Origin of the sequence: Kitasatospora nipponensis (genome assembly GCF_039528135.1) — a bacterium.
Taxonomy (GTDB): Bacteria; Actinomycetota; Actinomycetes; order Streptomycetales; family Streptomycetaceae; genus Kitasatospora; species Kitasatospora nipponensis.
The window spans coordinates 16,383-31,476 of the sequence record NZ_BAAALF010000039.1; the positions used below are offsets into that span (position 1 = coordinate 16,383).

A 15,094-nucleotide genomic window follows, 5' to 3' on the forward strand; every position below is an offset into this window, starting at 1 on the left:
GGCCGTGCCCAGGGCCGACCGGTCAGCGGCTGCCGGTCAGCGGCTGCCGTCCGGCGGGTAGACGCTGAGCCGGCCGTAGGCCGGCAGCACACCGACCAGGTCACCGGCCAGGCCACCGGCCAGGTCGCCGGGCCTGGCCCGCAGCGTGGCGTCCAGGAAGGCGAGGGTGGCCGCCGCGACGATGCGCGGGCTCTCGGTACGGCCCAGGGTGCCGACGATCGAGGGCACCGGCGGCAGGTACAGCGGGCCGTCCATGAAGGTGAGGTGCGCGGCGCCGGGGATGGTGAGCCGGTAGCCGGTCGCGGTGCCGGCCCGCAGCGCCTCGGTGAGGCGGGGCAGGTAGCGCGGGTCGCTCGCCGGGGTGATGGCCTCGGTGAGCGCGAGCGTCGGCTGGTCGAGGGCGGGCGAGGTGGGACCGTGCGGGAAGCCGTCCAGATCGATGACGGCGTCGAACCGGCGGTCCTGCCGCCCCGCCTGCAGGGCGGCGGCACCCCCCATGGAGTGGCCGGTCACCGCGACCCGGCCGGTGTCCAGGTGCCCGCTCAGCGGGTCGGCGCCCTCACCCCGGTCCAGGGCCTCCAGTCGGGTCAGGACGAAGCTGAGGTCGGCCGCCCGGATCGCCGTCCAGTCGGCCGCCAGCTTCTCGTCCTGGTCCGGGTCGCCGGTGGAGGTGGTCGCGCCGGTGATGGTCCGGCCGTCGTCGAGGACGACGGCGGCGGAGTCGTACGGGTGGTCGAGGGCGGCCACCAGGTAGCCGTGGCTGGCCAGTTCCTCCGCCCAGGCGGTGTTCTGGGTGCGCGATCCGCCCGACCCGGGGGAGAACAGCACGACGGGGAAGCGTCCCTGCGTGCCGTCCACCGGGGCGTTGAAGACCGCATGGGTGCGGGCCCGCGGCACACCGTCGACCAGGAAGCCCGGCAGGCCGGCCTGGCGGGCCAGGGCCGCGGAGACGGTGCGCGCCTCCTGCTCCGTGCGTCCGAGGTACTGGGCCCGCCGCACGCCGGCCGGGCTCGGCTGCGCGGGGTACCAGAGCTGCACCACGACCGTGCGCCGGTCGTCCGGATCGGTGGTGAAGGTCTCGGGGCGCTGCAGGTCGGTCCACTGCACCACGCGGGTGCCGACCGCGAAGTGGCCCGTCGGTTCGGGGAACACCGGGACCGGAAAGGCCCAGGCGGCCACCGGGCCCGTGGCGATCAGGCCGGCGCAGGCCAGCGATCCCGGCAGCGCCAGCCACCAGCGGGCCCGCCAGGCCGGGCGGCTCCTGCGGCGTCGCAGCAGGGGAGCGAGGGCGAACGGCAACGCTAGGGCGGCGCCCGCCAGGACCGGAAGCAGCTGCCAGCGCAGGCCCGTCACGCCCAGCGCGACCGAGGACGGCACGAGCACCGCCCCGGCCACGACCGTGACGCGCGGGCGGGCGGCGGGCGGAAGCCAGCGCGCCACCACCAGGGCGACGGCACCCAGCAGGGCAAGGATTTCCAGGGGCGACATGGACAGCCCCGTGATGATCTCGGTCACCCGGTCATGGTCGGCGCCGGGTGGGCGCCGCCACATCGACCCGGGGTCGCCGTCCCGGGCGCCCGCAGTCGCACGTCGCGGCAGCTCCCGTGCACCCGCAGGAGCAGTCGAGCACGCCGGATCGGCGCCCGCGCTGCGACCACGGGAGGTAGCGGGGCTCCTCCTGCGGTCGTACCCCGGCGCGGGGCCGTCCGACCGTGGGCTCATGTGCCACATGGGGCCCGCCACCTACCGTGACAGGGGCGCGGTACGGGCCGGGCAGCGCGGGGCGTACGTTCCCGTACCCGGCTCGGATCCCGCCGCCCGCGGTGGTGACCCCGGCCGGGGCCACCACGAGGCCGAACCGACAGGGACACGTGATGACCGAGGCGGCCGCGGAACCCGGCCACGCCCAAAAGGTCCTGACGGGCCCACGGTCGACGGGCCACGCCGTCCTGGCCGCCGCCCGGGCGGCGCGAGCGGTGACCGCCGCCCGCCGCTGGGCCTCGCGGGTGCCGCCCGTGGTGCGGGACTCGTTGCTGCCGGCGCTGCTCCTGCTCAACATCGTGACCACGCGCGCCCCGCGGGAGCTGCCGGTGGCCGTGGCCCTCACCGCCGCCCTCGCGCTGCCCCTGCTGTGGCGGCGCCGGGCCCCGCTCACGGTGGTCGGCGCGGTGGCGGGCGCGGCCTTCGTCCAGTGGCTGCTGGACGTCCAACTGCCCGCGGACGTCGCCCTGCTGGTGGCGCTCTACACGGCCGCCGCGCACTCGGGCCGACGCGGCACGCTCATCGCCGGTGCCGTCGTGGAGGCGGGGGTCCTGCTGGCCTGCCTGCGCTGGGCGACGGAGGGCGCGTTCCTGACCCCCTTCGTGGCGGTCACCGCGACGGCCGTCGCCGCCACCGTCCTCGGCGTCAACGTGCGGACCACGCGCGCCTACCTGGCGGCCCTGGAGGAACGGGCCGCCCGCCTGGAGCGGGAACAGGAGCAGCAGGCGCGGCTGGCCGTCGCCGAGGAGCGGACCCGCATCACCCGGGAGATGCACGACATCGTCACCCACAACCTGTCCGTGATGGTCGCGCTCACCGACGCCGCCGTCTACGCGCAGCACCGGGCGCCGCACCGGACCACCACCGCGATGCTCCAGATCTCCGAGACCGGCCGACAGGCCCTGACCGACATGCGGCGCTCGCTCGGCATCCTGCGGGCCGACGAACCGGACGCGCAGCGCCACCCGTTGCCCGGCATCGCCCAACTGGAGGCCCTGGCCGACCAGATGGGCGCTGCCGGCCTGCCGACCCGGCTCGACGTGCACGGCGGCCACGCCCACGTCCCCGCCACCGCCCAACTGACCGTCTACCGCCTGGTGCAGGAAGCCCTGACCAACACCCTCAAGCACACCCCCGCCGGCACGCACGCGACCGTCCGGATCCGGTGCTCGACCGGGTCGGTCACCGTGGACGTCACCGACAGCGGCCCCCGCCCGCCCCGTCCCGCCACCGCACCGACGGGCCACGGCATCCCCGGCATGCGCGAGCGCGCGGCCGCCTACGGGGGGACACTGCGGGCCGGCCCGCTTCCGGGCGGCGGCTGGGGAGTCCATACCCGCCTCGTCCTCGACAGCGCCGCGGCGGTGCCCGCATGACGATCCGCATCCTGATCGCCGACGACGAGGCGCTGCTCCGGATGGCCTTCGGCACGGTCCTGGAGGCCCAGCCCGACATGGCCCCGGTCGGCGAGGCCGCGGACGGCGCCCAGGCCGTGCGCCTCACCCGGGAGCTCCGCCCCGATGTCGTCCTGATGGACGTCCGGATGCCCGGGACCGACGGGATCGAGGCGACCCGGCAGATCATCCGGACCTCCCCGCGGAGCAGGGTGCTGATCCTGACCACCTTCGACCTGGACGAGTACGCCTTCGCCGGACTCGCCGCCGGGGCCTCGGGCTTCCTGTTGAAGAACACCAGGCCCGAGGAACTGCTCACCGCGATCCGCAACGTGGCCGCAGGGGACGCGGTGGTCTCCCCACGGATCACCCGCCGCCTGCTGGAACACCTGCGCCCGCACCTCCCCACCGGCACCGGCGACGAACACGACGAGCGGCTGAGCCGGCTCAGCACCCGCGAACGCGAGGTGCTCGTCCAGGTGGGCTGCGGCCTGTCCAACACCGAGATCGCGACCGCCCTGTACCTGGCCGAGGCGACCGTGAAGTCCCACCTGGGGCGCATCCTGCACAAACTCGAACTCCGCGACCGGATCCAGGCCGTGGTCTTCGCCTACGAGAGCCGCCTCATCCACCCGACCTGACCCCCGGGCGTCCGGGGCCGTTATCACCCGAACATCGCCAAGCCGTCCCCTGCCGTCCCCTCCCGTCCCCCACCCCCGCCGCACCCGGTAGCCCTCGTTCCGTTACTCCTCCTCGGCCCGCGCGGTCGGCGTGACGCCGTCCTGCGCCTCCTGCGACCGCGCGGCGAACATCCGGGTGAGGTTCTCCAGCGTCTTCAGCTCGAAGTCGTCGTTCGCCCCGGTCTCGTCGACCTGCAGCACGACGGTGCCCACGCGCACCACGGAGGTCACCGTCGAGCTGGATTGCTTCACGGCCGAGGACTGGTCACCGAACGCCGGGATCGCCAACGGAGTTCCACCGCCGCCGTCGCCGACGTTCCCAAGGGCCGTGGCGAACCCCGCCTTGGCCTCCTCGACCGAGGAGAAGGCGGCCATCAGGAACACCGCGTCCTGATCGTAGGGGTTGTGGAAGTCGATCCGCCCGATGCTCAGCACACCCGGGCAGGCGCTCGCCGCGCCCTGGCAGCGTGACACCGGGTAGTCCCTCAGCAGGGTCCACCCGGTGGGCATGGCGTGCAGGTCGGGCAGCACCGATCTGCCCGTGTCCAGGTCGTTCAGCACGGCGGCCCGGTGGCCGCCGACTCCGGGGCGCGCGAACGGGGTCGCGCCGCTGCTGGTGACCAACTTCGAGCCGCCGTACACGGTGGCGGCCAGTAGCGCCGCCAGCCCGATCACGACCACCGCCAGCGTCCCGGTCCCACCGGTGCGGATCTTGTTGACCACCACGTCGCGCAGCGCGAAGTTGCCCTTCGCGCTGGCACCGTGGTCGACGACGATCGAGTGGTCGATCGGCCCGGACGGCGGCGGGGCCACCTGCCGCGCGGACGGCTGCGCCTGCACGACCACGCCCGCGAGGTACGTGCGGAAGCCCGGGTCGGCCGCCAGCACCCGCACCAGGGCGTCCAGCACCTCGGTCCGGGCACCCTGGTCCTGCGGGTCGGCCGCGACCGCGCCCACCGCCGCGCCGGCCCGTTCCTCCCCCGCCAGGTGCAGCCTGCTGCGCACCAGGTCGACCACCAGGCGCGCCGCGCCGCCGCCCAGCGCGTCGGCGGCCGTCGCCCCCACTGCCGCGATCACCCGCACCGCGGCCTCGGCCACGTCCGTTCCGTCGCTCATCGGTCCCCCCGACTCCGGTGTGTGGCAACCATGTTGACAAAGAACACGTCAACCGACACCCCCTTGGCGTGGTAGAACTCGTTGATGACCTCGTACGGGCCGGGCTTGCGCGGTGCGTCGTCGCCGGCGATCGTCCGGCCCGGGGTGACGCGCAGGCCGATCGGTGTAGCCGCGTCCCTCATCGCAGGTGGCTCAGCTCCAGCTCGGTCAACTCCTCGATCAGCAACCGGTAGAGGCGCTCCGCCAGACCGGCGGGCACGCCGTGCCGGTCTGCCAGCGCGGTGACCCGCCGCACCACCTGCTCGACCCGGGCCGGTGCCCGGACGGCGGACTCGTCGCTCTTGTACCGCGCCACCTCGCGCACCACGGCCACCCGTTCGCCCAGCAGGGCGAGGATCCGGTCGTCCAGGGCGTCGATCCGGCCGCGCAGGCAGTCGAGCGGGTCGAAGGAGACCGGCGCCGACCGCCGTTCGGCGTCCAGCAGCAGCGGCTCCCCCGCCGGCGGCCCCAGCTCCGTGCGCAGCTCGGCCAGCGCCGCCGACACCTCGGCGCGGCCGCCGGCGTGCGCGCACTCGACGGTGAACAGCAGGTCGTGGGTCCCCGGGACGGTCCTGACCGTGTCGCCCTGGCGCCAGTTCCAGTGCCGGGAATGCGCGGTGCCGGCCGCGTCGGCGTAGACGACCTCGCCCGGCGCCGGCGCCTCGACGGTGCCGGCCGGCGAGCCGAGCGGGTGGAAGACCTCGGTGCCCGTCGCCGGACGGACCGTCAGCTCGCCGTCGAGGCCCGCCACCGCCATCGAGGCCACCGGCAGACCGCTCTCCAGCGACAGGGCGTTGGCCAGGTCGACGGCCGAGTTGATCCGCGGCAGCCGCCCGCCCCCGGCGTGCCGGCGCAGCAGCGCCTCGGCCGCGCACGGGTGGCGGACCGGGTCGCCGCCGACCGCGCGGTGCGCGGCGCGCCAGCCGGCCACCGGGGGCAGTGCGGCGATGCCCGCGCGGTCCGACCCCCGCGCGTGCACCCGGTCCTCCGCCGCCCGTAGCCGGGCGTCGGCGTAGGCGGGCGAGGAGGGCGAGGAGACCGGGACGGCGGGGCGGGCCAGCAGGCCCAGGACGTACTGCGGGACGGCGGTGAAGACCGCGTCGGCGACGGTGACCGTCCGGACGGGCGGGGTGAAAATGCTCATGCCGCCCATCCCACCCAGTGCGAGGATGACCCGGCCACACCACTTCGGCCCGGGAGGAACGGTCCAGTTGTCCTGGCAGCTCGCGTTGACGCTCGACCGGAGCGCCACCCGCCGCCCGCTGGCCGGCCAGATCCGCGACGGGATCCGCCGGGCCGTCGAGGAGGGCACCCTGCGCCCCGGCACCCGGCTGCCCTCCAGCCGCAGCCTCGCCGTCGACCTGGGGGTCTCGCGCAGCGTGCTGGTCGAGGCGTACGCGCAGCTCACCGCCGAGGGCTACCTGACGACCCGTCGGGGCTCGGGCAGCCGCGTGGCCCGGCCCGCGGCCCCGCGCGAGCCGGCCCGCTCCGCGCTGCTCTCGCCACCGGCCGGCGGCCCCGGCCCGCAGCCCGACCCGGCCGTGCGCGACCTGCGCACCGGCACCGGGGTGGTCCGCTCGTTCCCGCACCAGGAGTGGCTGCGCTGCGCCTCGACGGTGATCCGGGGGGCCGACTCGGTGGGGCTCGGGTACGGGCCCACCGCGGGCCAGCCGGCGCTGCGCCAGGTGCTGGCGGGGTACCTGGGCCGGGTCCGCGGCGTGCGCACCACCGGCGACGACGTGATGGTGACGGCCGGCTTCGCCCAGGGCCTCGCGCTGCTCTGCCAGGTGCTGCGGGCCCGGGGGCTGGAGGCGGTGGCGGTGGAGGACCCGGGGCATCCCGGCGAGCGGGAGTTCATCGCGCGCTCGGGGCTGGAGGTGGTCGGCATCCCGGTGGACGCGGACGGCCTGCGGGTGGACGCGCTGGCCGCCAGCGGGGTGCGCGCGGTGCTGGTGACGCCGGGCAACCAGTTCCCGCTGAGCGTGCCGCTCGGCGACGGTCGGCGCGCCGAGCTGCTGGCCTGGGCGCAGGAGTGCGACGGGCTGGTGATCGAGGACGACTTCGACGGCGGCTTCCTGCCCGCCGGCCGGCGCGGCCCGGCGCTGCAGTCGCTCGCCCCCGACCGGGTGGTCTACGCCGGCAGCACCAGCAAGGTGCTGGCGCCGGCCCTGCGGCTGGGCTGGCTGGCCGGTCCGTCCTGGCTGGTGGGCGAGCTGGAGGAGGTCCGGGTGGGCTGGGACCTGGGCTGTTCGGGGCTGGAGCAGCTCACCCTGGCCCGGTTCCTGGACACCGGCGGGCTGGACCGCCACCTGCGCCGGCTCGACGCCGACCTGCGCGGGCGGCGGGCCGTGGTGCGCGAGGCGCTGGCGGGGCTCCCCGGGGTGGAGCCGGTCGGCGCCCGCGAGCAGGACGGCGGGCTGCAGGCCCACCTGCGGCTGCCGGCCGGGGCGGGCACGGCCGACGAGGAGGCGCTGGTGCGGGCGGCGGCCCGGCGCGGGGTGCTGGTGCGCGGCGGGGGCCACTACGCGCTCGACCGGGCCGGGTGGCCGCCGGCGGTGGTGGTGAACTACGCCTCGCCGACGGTCTCCGCGCTGACCGAGGGGATGGCGGTGCTCGCCGAGCTGCTGGCGCACTGCCGCGCGGACGCGGCGTGACCCGACCCCGCAGCTCCCGGCGCGAGGTCGGGCCTGCGGGATCGGGACTGCGGGATCGGGCCTACGGCATCGGGCCTACGGGATCGGGCCCAGGGCCTGGGGGCCTACGGCTTCAGAGCGTCTTGCGGAACGCCTCGGCCGTGGCCAGGAAGATGTCGTTCCCGGCCACCTCGCCGATCGAGACCCGCACGCCCTCGCCCGGGAACGGCCGCACGATCACGCCGGCCGCCGTGCACGCCTCGGCGAACTCGGTGGTCCGCTCGCCCAGGCGCAGCCAGACGAAGTTGGCCTGCGAGTCGACCACGGTCCAGCCCTGCGCGAGCAGCGCCTCGCGCAGCCGGGCCCGCTCGACGACCAGCGCCTCGACCCGGACCATCAGCGCGTCCTCGGCCCGCAGCGAGGCGACCGCCGCGTCCTGGGCGAGCTGGCTGACGCCGAAGGGCACCGCGGTCTTGCGCAGCGCGGTGGCCACCGGCTCGTGCGCGATCGCGAAGCCGATCCGCAGGCCGGCCAGGCCGTACGCCTTGGAGAAGGTGCGCAGCACGCAGACGTTCGGGCGGTCGCGGTAGAGCTCGACGCCGTCCGGCACCTGCTCGTCGCGCAGGAACTCGCGGTACGCCTCGTCGACGACCACCAGGATGTCGCCGGGCACCGCGTCCAGGAAGCGGACCAGCTCGTCGCGGCGGATCGCGACGCCGGTGGGGTTGTTCGGGTTGCAGACGAAGATCAGCCGGGTGCGCGGGGTGATCGCGGCGAGCATCGCGTCGAGGTCGTGCTCCTCGCCGGCGGTCAGCGGGACCGGCACGGGGGTGGCACCGGCCACCTGGGTGATGATCGGGTACGCCTCGAAGGAGCGCCAGGCGAAGATCACCTCGTCGCCGGGGCCGGCCGTGGAGGAGACCAGCGACTGGGCCACGCCCACCGAACCGGGGCCGGTGGCGATGTGCTCGGCCGGCACGTCGAAGCGCCGCGCCAGCTCGGCGGTCAGCTCGCCGACCGCCATGTCCGGGTAGCGGTTGAACGAGCCGGCGGCGACGACGGCGGCCTCCAGGACGCCGGGCAGCGGCTCGTAGGGGTTCTCGTTGGAGGACAGCTTGAACGCGTCGGCGCCGGCCGGCTTGCCGGGCCTGTAGGTGGGAATGCCGTCCAGGCTCGGGCGAAGCCGCGGGCCCTGCGCTGCCGTACCGCTCACGATGGTGCTCTCCTTCGTTCGGTGCGGCCCCGGCCCGATGGGGCCGCCGAGCCGCCTGCTCCCGGGCCCGCGCCCCGGCGCTCGGTCGTGCGCCGGTCGCGCGCGCCGCGTCGTGTCCCCGGTCGGGTGCTCAGAACGATACCGAGCGCGCTCACCCGTAGGGGTGAGATGTGCGGCCGGGGCAGCGCCGCAGATCAGCCATTGTCCCTCGTTCCTATGGCACATGTCAGAGGTAATCGGCCGAAATCAGACCCCTGATCCAAGGAGTGGGACGAGCCGTGGACATGGAGAAACGTATCTTCAGCCCGGCCCGACGACCTGGTCCCGCCACCCGCCGGGGCACCATACGATCGGTTGGCCATGACAGCAGCAGCCAATCAGAGCGGTCGGCGACCCACCACCTCACGACGTCTGGAACGGGCCGGCATCCGGGATGTGGCAGCAGCCGCCGGAGTGTCGATCACCACCGTCTCGGACGCCCTGAACGGAAAGGGCCGTCTGCCCGACGAAACCCGCAGCCGGGTGCGCGAGGTCGCCGAGCGCCTCGGCTACCGGCCGTCCGCCGCCGCCCGGACGCTGCGCACCGGCCGTTCCGGGCTGATCGGACTGACCGTCACCACCTATGGCGAGGAGCCCTTCACCTTCACCGAGTTCGCCTACTTCGCCGAGATGGCCCGGGCCGCCACCAGCGCGGCGCTCGGTCGCGGCTACGCCCTGGTGGTGCTGCCCGCCTCCTCGCGGCACGACGTGTGGAGCAACGTGGCGCTGGACGGCACCGTGGTGATCGACCCGGCCGACCAGGACCCGCTGGTCAGCGAGCTCTACCGGTCCGGCGTGCCGGTGGTCAGCGACGGCAAGCCCGGCAACTGCCCGGTGACCGCCTGGGTGGACAACGACCACGAGGCCGCCGTGCTCGGCATCCTGGAGCACCTCAGCGAGGCCGGCGCCCGCCGGATCGGCCTGCTCACCGGCACCAGCACCGACACCTACACCCGGCTGAGCACCGACGCCTACCTCGGCTGGTGCGACCGGGTCGGCCAGGAGCCGGTCTACGAGGCGTACCCGGCGCACGACCCGGCCGCCGGCGCGGTCGCCGCCGACCGGCTGCTGGCCCGCCCGGACCGCCCCGACGCGGTCTACGGCCTCTTCGACCCCAACGGCACCGACCTGCTGGCCGCCGCCCGCCGCTACGGCCTGCGGGTGCCGGACGACCTGCTGCTGGTCTGCTGCAGCGAGAGCGACGTGTACGCGGGCACCGAGCCGCCGATCACCACCCTGTCGCTCAAGCCCCGCCGGATCGGCACCACGGTCGTCAACCTGCTGATCGACGCGATCGAGGGGGTGGACTCGGGCACCGGTGTCGACATCGCCCGGCTCTTCCCGCCGCGCTACCGGACCGCCGGCACCGGACCGCCCCCGGGCACCCTGATGCCGACCGAGCTGATCGTCCGGGCCTCGTCACAACGGCGCAGCCCCCGAACCACCGTCAGCCCGCCGCGATCGCCCGGTGAGGTCTGAACCACACCGCGCCCGGTCGGGGGTGCGCGGGTGCCCCGGTGGGGGCCCTCCGGGCGGATTGGATACCGACCGGGTGAGGACGACGGGTGAGTGGTCTTCCTATGATGGGCGAATGACACCCGAGGACCGCTTCCCCGGGCCTGAACTGCCGCACTCAGGCCCCCACCCGCACCAGGACCTCGACGTGCTGCCGTACGGCTCGTACTACGAGCCCAATCCCCCTCAGGAGTACCGGGGTTCGCCCGGTGATTACGCCGGCGAGCAGGCCGGCGGTCAGGACGCCACCTACAGCGGGTACGGCGGCGCGCGCTTCCTGGAGCAGCACTGGCCGGTGGCCGGGCACCCGATGCCCGAGCCGGGGAGCCAGCCGGTCTTCCACGCCTCCCAGCCCCTGGACGACGCCCTCGGCGCGCCGCGGCCGGCCGCCGAAACGCCGGCCGCGGAGGACCCGCCCACCATCGAGCTGGGCCCGCCGATCACCGAGGACAACCCGTACGCCGGCTACCAGCAGCAGCCGGCCGGCGACCCCGGACCGGTGGGACCGCTCTACGTGGTCGGCGACGTGCACGGCTACCTCGACGAACTCTTCGCCGCGCTCCACCAGCAGGGCCTGATCGACGCCGACGGCCACTGGGCGGCCGGCCGCTCGCGGGTCTGGTTCCTCGGCGACTTCACCGACCGCGGCCCGGACGGCATCGGCGTCATCGACCTGGTGATGCAGCTGGCCGCCGAGGCGGCGGCGGCCGGTGGCTACTGCCGGGCCCTGATGGGCAATCACGAACTGCTCTTCCTGGGCGCCCACCGCTACGGCGACGAGCCCGTGCAGTCCACCGCCGGGACCGCCTCGTTCCGCGCGGCCTGGCTGCTCAACGGCGGACAGCAGCACGACCTGGAGCGGCTGCAGGGCCACCACATCAGCTGGCTGTCGCGGCTGCCGGCGATGGCGCTGGAGGACGGGCACCTGCTGCTGCACTCCGACACCACCGCGTACCTGGAGTTCGGCAACTCGATCGACGAGGTCAACGACGCCGTCCACGACCTGCTCGCGGACGAGGGCGCGGACGAGTGGTGGGACGCCTTCCGGCGCTTCACCAAGCGCTTCGCCTTCCGCGGGGCGGGCGGGCCGATGGCCGCCGGCGAGCTGCTCTCCACCTACGGCGGGCACCGGGTGGTGCACGGGCACAGCCCGATCCCGTACCTGACCGGCGAGGCCAACAACGACTCGGGCGAGCGCCCGTACGTGCCCGGCCCCTACATCTACGCGGACGAGCTGGCGGTGGCGATGGACGGCGGGGTCACCATGGAGGGCCGGCTGCTGGTCTCCCGGCTGCCGGTGGACTGACCGCCCGGAGCGCTTTGCGCAGCCGCTCCGCCGCGGCTGTGACTGACTTCACGTCAGCTGTTCCGCTGCCGGGCCGGCGCCCCTACCATCGAGGCACCCACCGGCGGGCCGCCGCGCCCACCCACGCAGGCCGGCCGCCGGGGGCGGGCGGGGCGCCTGCGGGGCCGGGGCCGGCTGCTGCGGCTGCGCGGCGGTGGCCGGCGCGGCCCCGGGGGCCTGCTGCGCTTGGGCGGCCGGGGTGGCGGGCGCGGCGTGCTGCGGGCCGGTGTAGGGCGCCACGGTCACGCTCTGGCCGGCACCCTGCGGGGCGTTCGGCTTGAGGTACGGCGCGGAGCTCAGCCGGCCGGTGTCGCCGGCCGCGGCGATCGGGGCGACGGCGGCGGGGGTGTCGGTGAAGGAGGCCTTCAGCGCGGAGTCCCGGTGCTCGACCGCGGCGGCCGGCGCCTGGGCGACGGCGACCTCGGCGGCGGCGGCGTTGGTGCTGGGGATCGCCAGCGCGACGGCGGAGGCGGCGCAGACGGTGGCCAGGCCGGCCGAGGCGGCGATCACGGAGGATCGTCGACGCACGGTGGTGATCAGGGTGCTGCGCATGCTGGTTACCTCGTTCGGTGTTGCCGGTCCCGGGCGCACGGCAGTGCCGCGGCGATCGGCCGCAGGCTGCTGCGAGGGCGCGCCCCGGACCGTGGGCACCCCGATGTCGGTCGGTGCCGTACGGATGCGCTCCACCGGACTGCGGTGGCACCGGAGGAACAGGTCCGGTGCGGGCGGCGCGCTTGGCGACTCGTCCAGGTTTAACGTGGCCCGCCCCCGGGCAGCAAGCCGCCCGGCTACGACGCACGATCGTAGGTCGGGGCGGTCGACCGGGTCACGGCCCGCCGGCCGGGGGCCACCTCCTCCACGGTCGCCGATCGTAGGTGCGATTCAGCCTGTGGCCGGTGTCACCAGCTTCGTCACCAAGGGCGAGTACGGCTCCACGCATGGCAATCGAAGGCCAGGTGCGCCATGGAGGGCGGAAGGGACGAAATTCGATGGCCCGCACCGTCCCGATCAAGGAAGACTTCCGGGCATGACCGACTCCCTCGCCCCCGAGATCCTCGCCTACTACACCCGTGGCGACGAGGAGGGCCGCCTGCTGCGCGGCACCAACCGCCTGGAGCTGTGGCGCACCCAGGACGTGCTGCGCCGCCTGCTGGCCCCGCTCGCCGAGGACGCCGCCCGGCGCGGCACCGCGCTGCGGATCCTGGACGTGGGCGGCGGCGCGGGCATCCACGCCCAGTGGCTGGCCGCCGACGGACACCGGGTGGAGCTGGTCGACCCGGTGCCGCTGCACGTCGAGCAGGCCGGCCGGCTCGCGGGGGTCACCGCGACCCTGGGCGACGCCCGCGCGCTGGCGGCCGCCGACGGATCCGCGGACGTCGTCCTGCTGCTCGGCCCGCTCTACCACCTGCCCGAGCGCGAGGACCGGCTGCGCGCCCTCGCCGAGGCCCGCCGGGTGCTGCGGCCCGGCGGGCTGGTGGTGGCGGCCACCATCAACCGCTTCGCGGGCGTGCACGACTGCGTGCGGTCGGGCTCCTACTTCACCCCGGCCAACCAGGCCGTCACCGACGCCTGCGTGGCCACCGGCGCGCTGCGGCCGGGCGGCACGGCCAACCTCTTCACCACCGCCTACTTCCACCTCGCCGCGGACGTGCCGGTGGAGTTCACCGAGGCCGGGCTGACCACGACCGGGCAGTACGGCCTGGAAGGCGCCGTCTGGCTGCTCGGCGTCGAGGAGCGGCTGGACGACCCCGAGCAGCGCGCGCTGCTGCTGGACGTGCTGCGCCGCGCCGAGTCCGAGCCCTCGCTGCTCGGAGTCAGCGGCCACCTGCTGACGGCCGGCACCGCCTGAGGCACCCGCCACCGACCGCACCTGACGTCACGTCAGAACCGCCGCGCCCGAGGGCCGGATCCGACCGCCGGATCCGGCCCTTGGCGCATCCGCGCCGTCCGTGCACCGACGGACCCGTGCGGGACCGGGCGACTGTTAGGACTCTTGACAGATAACTGGTCTAGTCCAACCATAAGGTTGTCCATCCGACCGGGATGCACTGTGGGGGTGTGACCACCGGCCGGCAGGGACCCGCCCTGCCCAGATTCCGCCCACCGCCCCCTGCCCGCCGTGCCGTTCCGACGTCCCCCGTACCGGCCTCCCTGCCCTTCACGGCACCGACCGGACGCCTCCACTCCGGCCGTTGTCATGCGCAAATCCTGTCCAGTCCCTTTTCCCCCACGTCTGTTGGAGCATTGATGCGACTTCACAGATCCGTCCAGGCCGCGCTGACCGCCTGCGCCACCCTGGCCGCCTCGGCCGGCATGGTGCTCGGCGCCGGAGCGGGCGCGGCGCACGCGGCCACACCGCTGCCGGCACACGTCTTCGCCCCCTACTACGAGGCCTACACCCCGGGCAGCCTGTCCTCCCAGGTCACCGCGTCGGGCAACAAGTACGTGAGCATGGCCTTCGTCCAGGCCGCCACCAAGGGGTCCTGCACCGTCTACTGGGACGGCGACACCAGCACCCCGATCACCGCCTCCAGCTTCGGCAGCGACATCAGCGCCATCCAGGCCAAGGGCGGCGACGTCATCCCGTCCTTCGGCGGCTACGCGGCCGACAACGGCGGCACCGAGATCGCCGACAGCTGCACCGACGTCAACCAGATCGCGGCGGCGTACGAGAGCGTCATCTCGACCTACAACGTCAACCGGATCGACCTGGACACCGAGGACAACTCGCTGACCAACACCGCCGGCATCGACCGCCGCAACAAGGCGATCAAGCTGGTCGAGGACTGGGCCGCGGCAGGCGGCCGCTCGGTGCAGTTCTCCTACACGCTGCCCACCACCACCAGCGGTCTGGCCTCCAGCGGCCTGGCGGTGCTGAAGAACGCGGTCACCAACAACGCGCGGATCGACGTCGTCAACATCATGACGTTCGACTACTACGACAACGCCTCGCACGTGATGGGCACCGACGCGGAGAACGCCGCCACCGGGCTCTACGGCCAGCTGGCCAAGCTCTACCCGACCAAGACCGCCGCCCAGCTGTGGGGGTCGATCGGGATCACCCTGATGCCGGGCATCGACGACTTCGGCGCGGCCGAGACGACCACCGTCGCGGACGCGCAGGCCGTCCAGGCCTGGGCCACCACCAAGGGCCTCAACACGCTCTCCTTCTGGGCGCTGCAGCGTGACAACGGCGGCTGCGTGGGCACCGCGGGCTCCGACACCTGCTCCGGCATCAGCCAGGGCACCTGGGACTTCAGCCGCGCGCTGGAGCCCTTCACCTCCGGTACCGGCACCCCGGTCAACGACTTCTCGCTGAGCGCCTCGCCGGCCGCGGGCTCGGTGCTGCCGGGTGCCTC

12 protein-coding genes are annotated in these 15,094 nt (G+C 74.7%); 7 read left to right on the forward strand and 5 right to left on the reverse strand.

All coding sequences use genetic code 11. The features are described from left to right. Nucleotides 1-36: 36 nt before the first annotated feature. Complete coding sequence (locus ABD323_RS14000) at nucleotides 37-1,551, reverse strand: alpha/beta hydrolase family protein (RefSeq protein ID WP_344441808.1); 1,515 nt, start codon at nucleotides 1,549-1,551, stop codon at nucleotides 37-39. 323 nt (nucleotides 1,552-1,874) lie between these two features. Between ABD323_RS14000 and ABD323_RS14005 the strand changes: the two genes are divergently transcribed. Together ABD323_RS14005 and ABD323_RS14010 are read left to right on the forward strand one after the other, a co-directional pair. Then, nucleotides 1,875-3,137 carry a sensor histidine kinase gene (locus ABD323_RS14005; RefSeq protein WP_344441809.1) on the forward strand — a complete coding sequence of 421 codons (1,263 nt, stop codon included), beginning with the start codon at nucleotides 1,875-1,877 and terminating at the stop codon, nucleotides 3,135-3,137. Further along, a complete protein-coding gene (locus ABD323_RS14010) occupies nucleotides 3,134-3,796 on the forward strand; it encodes a response regulator (protein WP_344441810.1) in 663 nt (220 codons plus the stop codon). The genes ABD323_RS14005 and ABD323_RS14010 overlap by 4 nt, the downstream gene beginning before the upstream one ends. A 102-nt stretch (nucleotides 3,797-3,898) precedes the next feature. On the opposite strand, the gene ABD323_RS14015 is transcribed toward ABD323_RS14010, so the two are convergent. Further along, entirely contained in the window at nucleotides 3,899-4,951 is a 1,053-nt protein-coding gene (locus ABD323_RS14015) for a hypothetical protein (protein WP_344441811.1), read from the reverse strand. 178 nt (nucleotides 4,952-5,129) lie between these two features. Continuing rightward, nucleotides 5,130-6,134 carry a chorismate mutase gene (locus ABD323_RS14020; RefSeq protein WP_344441812.1) on the reverse strand — a complete coding sequence of 335 codons (1,005 nt, stop codon included), beginning with the start codon at nucleotides 6,132-6,134 and terminating at the stop codon, nucleotides 5,130-5,132. A gap of 67 nt (nucleotides 6,135-6,201) precedes the next feature. Between ABD323_RS14020 and pdxR the strand changes: the two genes are divergently transcribed. Next, nucleotides 6,202-7,644 carry a MocR-like pyridoxine biosynthesis transcription factor PdxR gene (gene pdxR, locus ABD323_RS14025; protein WP_344441813.1) on the forward strand — a complete coding sequence of 481 codons (1,443 nt, stop codon included), beginning with the start codon at nucleotides 6,202-6,204 and terminating at the stop codon, nucleotides 7,642-7,644. Between the two features lie 112 nt (nucleotides 7,645-7,756). Here the strand turns inward: pdxR and hisC are convergent, their stop codons facing one another. After that, entirely contained in the window at nucleotides 7,757-8,836 is a 1,080-nt protein-coding gene (gene hisC, locus ABD323_RS14030) for a histidinol-phosphate transaminase (RefSeq protein WP_344441814.1), read from the reverse strand. Nucleotides 8,837-9,196: 360 nt separating this feature from the next. Between hisC and ABD323_RS14035 the strand changes: the two genes are divergently transcribed. Both ABD323_RS14035 and ABD323_RS14040 read left to right on the forward strand, forming a co-directional pair. Further along, nucleotides 9,197-10,354, forward strand: a complete 1,158-nt coding sequence (locus ABD323_RS14035) for a LacI family DNA-binding transcriptional regulator (protein WP_344441815.1) — start codon at nucleotides 9,197-9,199, stop codon at nucleotides 10,352-10,354. Between the two features lie 112 nt (nucleotides 10,355-10,466). Then, nucleotides 10,467-11,696, forward strand: a complete 1,230-nt coding sequence (locus tag ABD323_RS14040) for a metallophosphoesterase (protein ID WP_344441816.1) — start codon at nucleotides 10,467-10,469, stop codon at nucleotides 11,694-11,696. Between the two features lie 48 nt (nucleotides 11,697-11,744). Here ABD323_RS14040 and ABD323_RS14045 read toward each other — a convergent pair whose 3' ends face one another. Beyond that, nucleotides 11,745-12,287, reverse strand: a complete 543-nt coding sequence (locus ABD323_RS14045; RefSeq protein ID WP_344441818.1) for a hypothetical protein — start codon at nucleotides 12,285-12,287, stop codon at nucleotides 11,745-11,747. A gap of 475 nt (nucleotides 12,288-12,762) precedes the next feature. Between ABD323_RS14045 and ABD323_RS14050 the strand changes: the two genes are divergently transcribed. Both ABD323_RS14050 and ABD323_RS14055 read left to right on the forward strand, forming a co-directional pair. Then, nucleotides 12,763-13,584, forward strand: a complete 822-nt coding sequence (locus ABD323_RS14050) for a class I SAM-dependent methyltransferase (RefSeq protein ID WP_344441819.1) — start codon at nucleotides 12,763-12,765, stop codon at nucleotides 13,582-13,584. A gap of 398 nt (nucleotides 13,585-13,982) precedes the next feature. Next, the coding region (locus tag ABD323_RS14055) for a chitinase (RefSeq protein ID WP_344441820.1) at nucleotides 13,983-15,094 on the forward strand (1,112 nt) is incomplete at its 3' end.

Coding starts and splice junctions, on each gene's coding strand:
- ABD323_RS14035 (WP_344441815.1), top strand. CDS start 9,197: ATGACAGCAGCAGCCAATCAGAGCGGTCGGCGACCCACCACCTCACGA.
- ABD323_RS14000 (WP_344441808.1), bottom strand. CDS start 1,551: ATGTGGCGGCGCCCACCCGGCGCCGACCATGACCGGGTGACCGAGATC.
- ABD323_RS14015 (WP_344441811.1), bottom strand. CDS start 4,951: ATGAGCGACGGAACGGACGTGGCCGAGGCCGCGGTGCGGGTGATCGCG.
- ABD323_RS14040 (WP_344441816.1), top strand. CDS start 10,467: ATGACACCCGAGGACCGCTTCCCCGGGCCTGAACTGCCGCACTCAGGC.
- ABD323_RS14010 (WP_344441810.1), top strand. CDS start 3,134: ATGACGATCCGCATCCTGATCGCCGACGACGAGGCGCTGCTCCGGATG.
- ABD323_RS14020 (WP_344441812.1), bottom strand. CDS start 6,134: ATGAGCATTTTCACCCCGCCCGTCCGGACGGTCACCGTCGCCGACGCG.
- ABD323_RS14050 (WP_344441819.1), top strand. CDS start 12,763: ATGACCGACTCCCTCGCCCCCGAGATCCTCGCCTACTACACCCGTGGC.
- ABD323_RS14005 (WP_344441809.1), top strand. CDS start 1,875: ATGACCGAGGCGGCCGCGGAACCCGGCCACGCCCAAAAGGTCCTGACG.
- ABD323_RS14045 (WP_344441818.1), bottom strand. CDS start 12,287: ATGCGCAGCACCCTGATCACCACCGTGCGTCGACGATCCTCCGTGATC.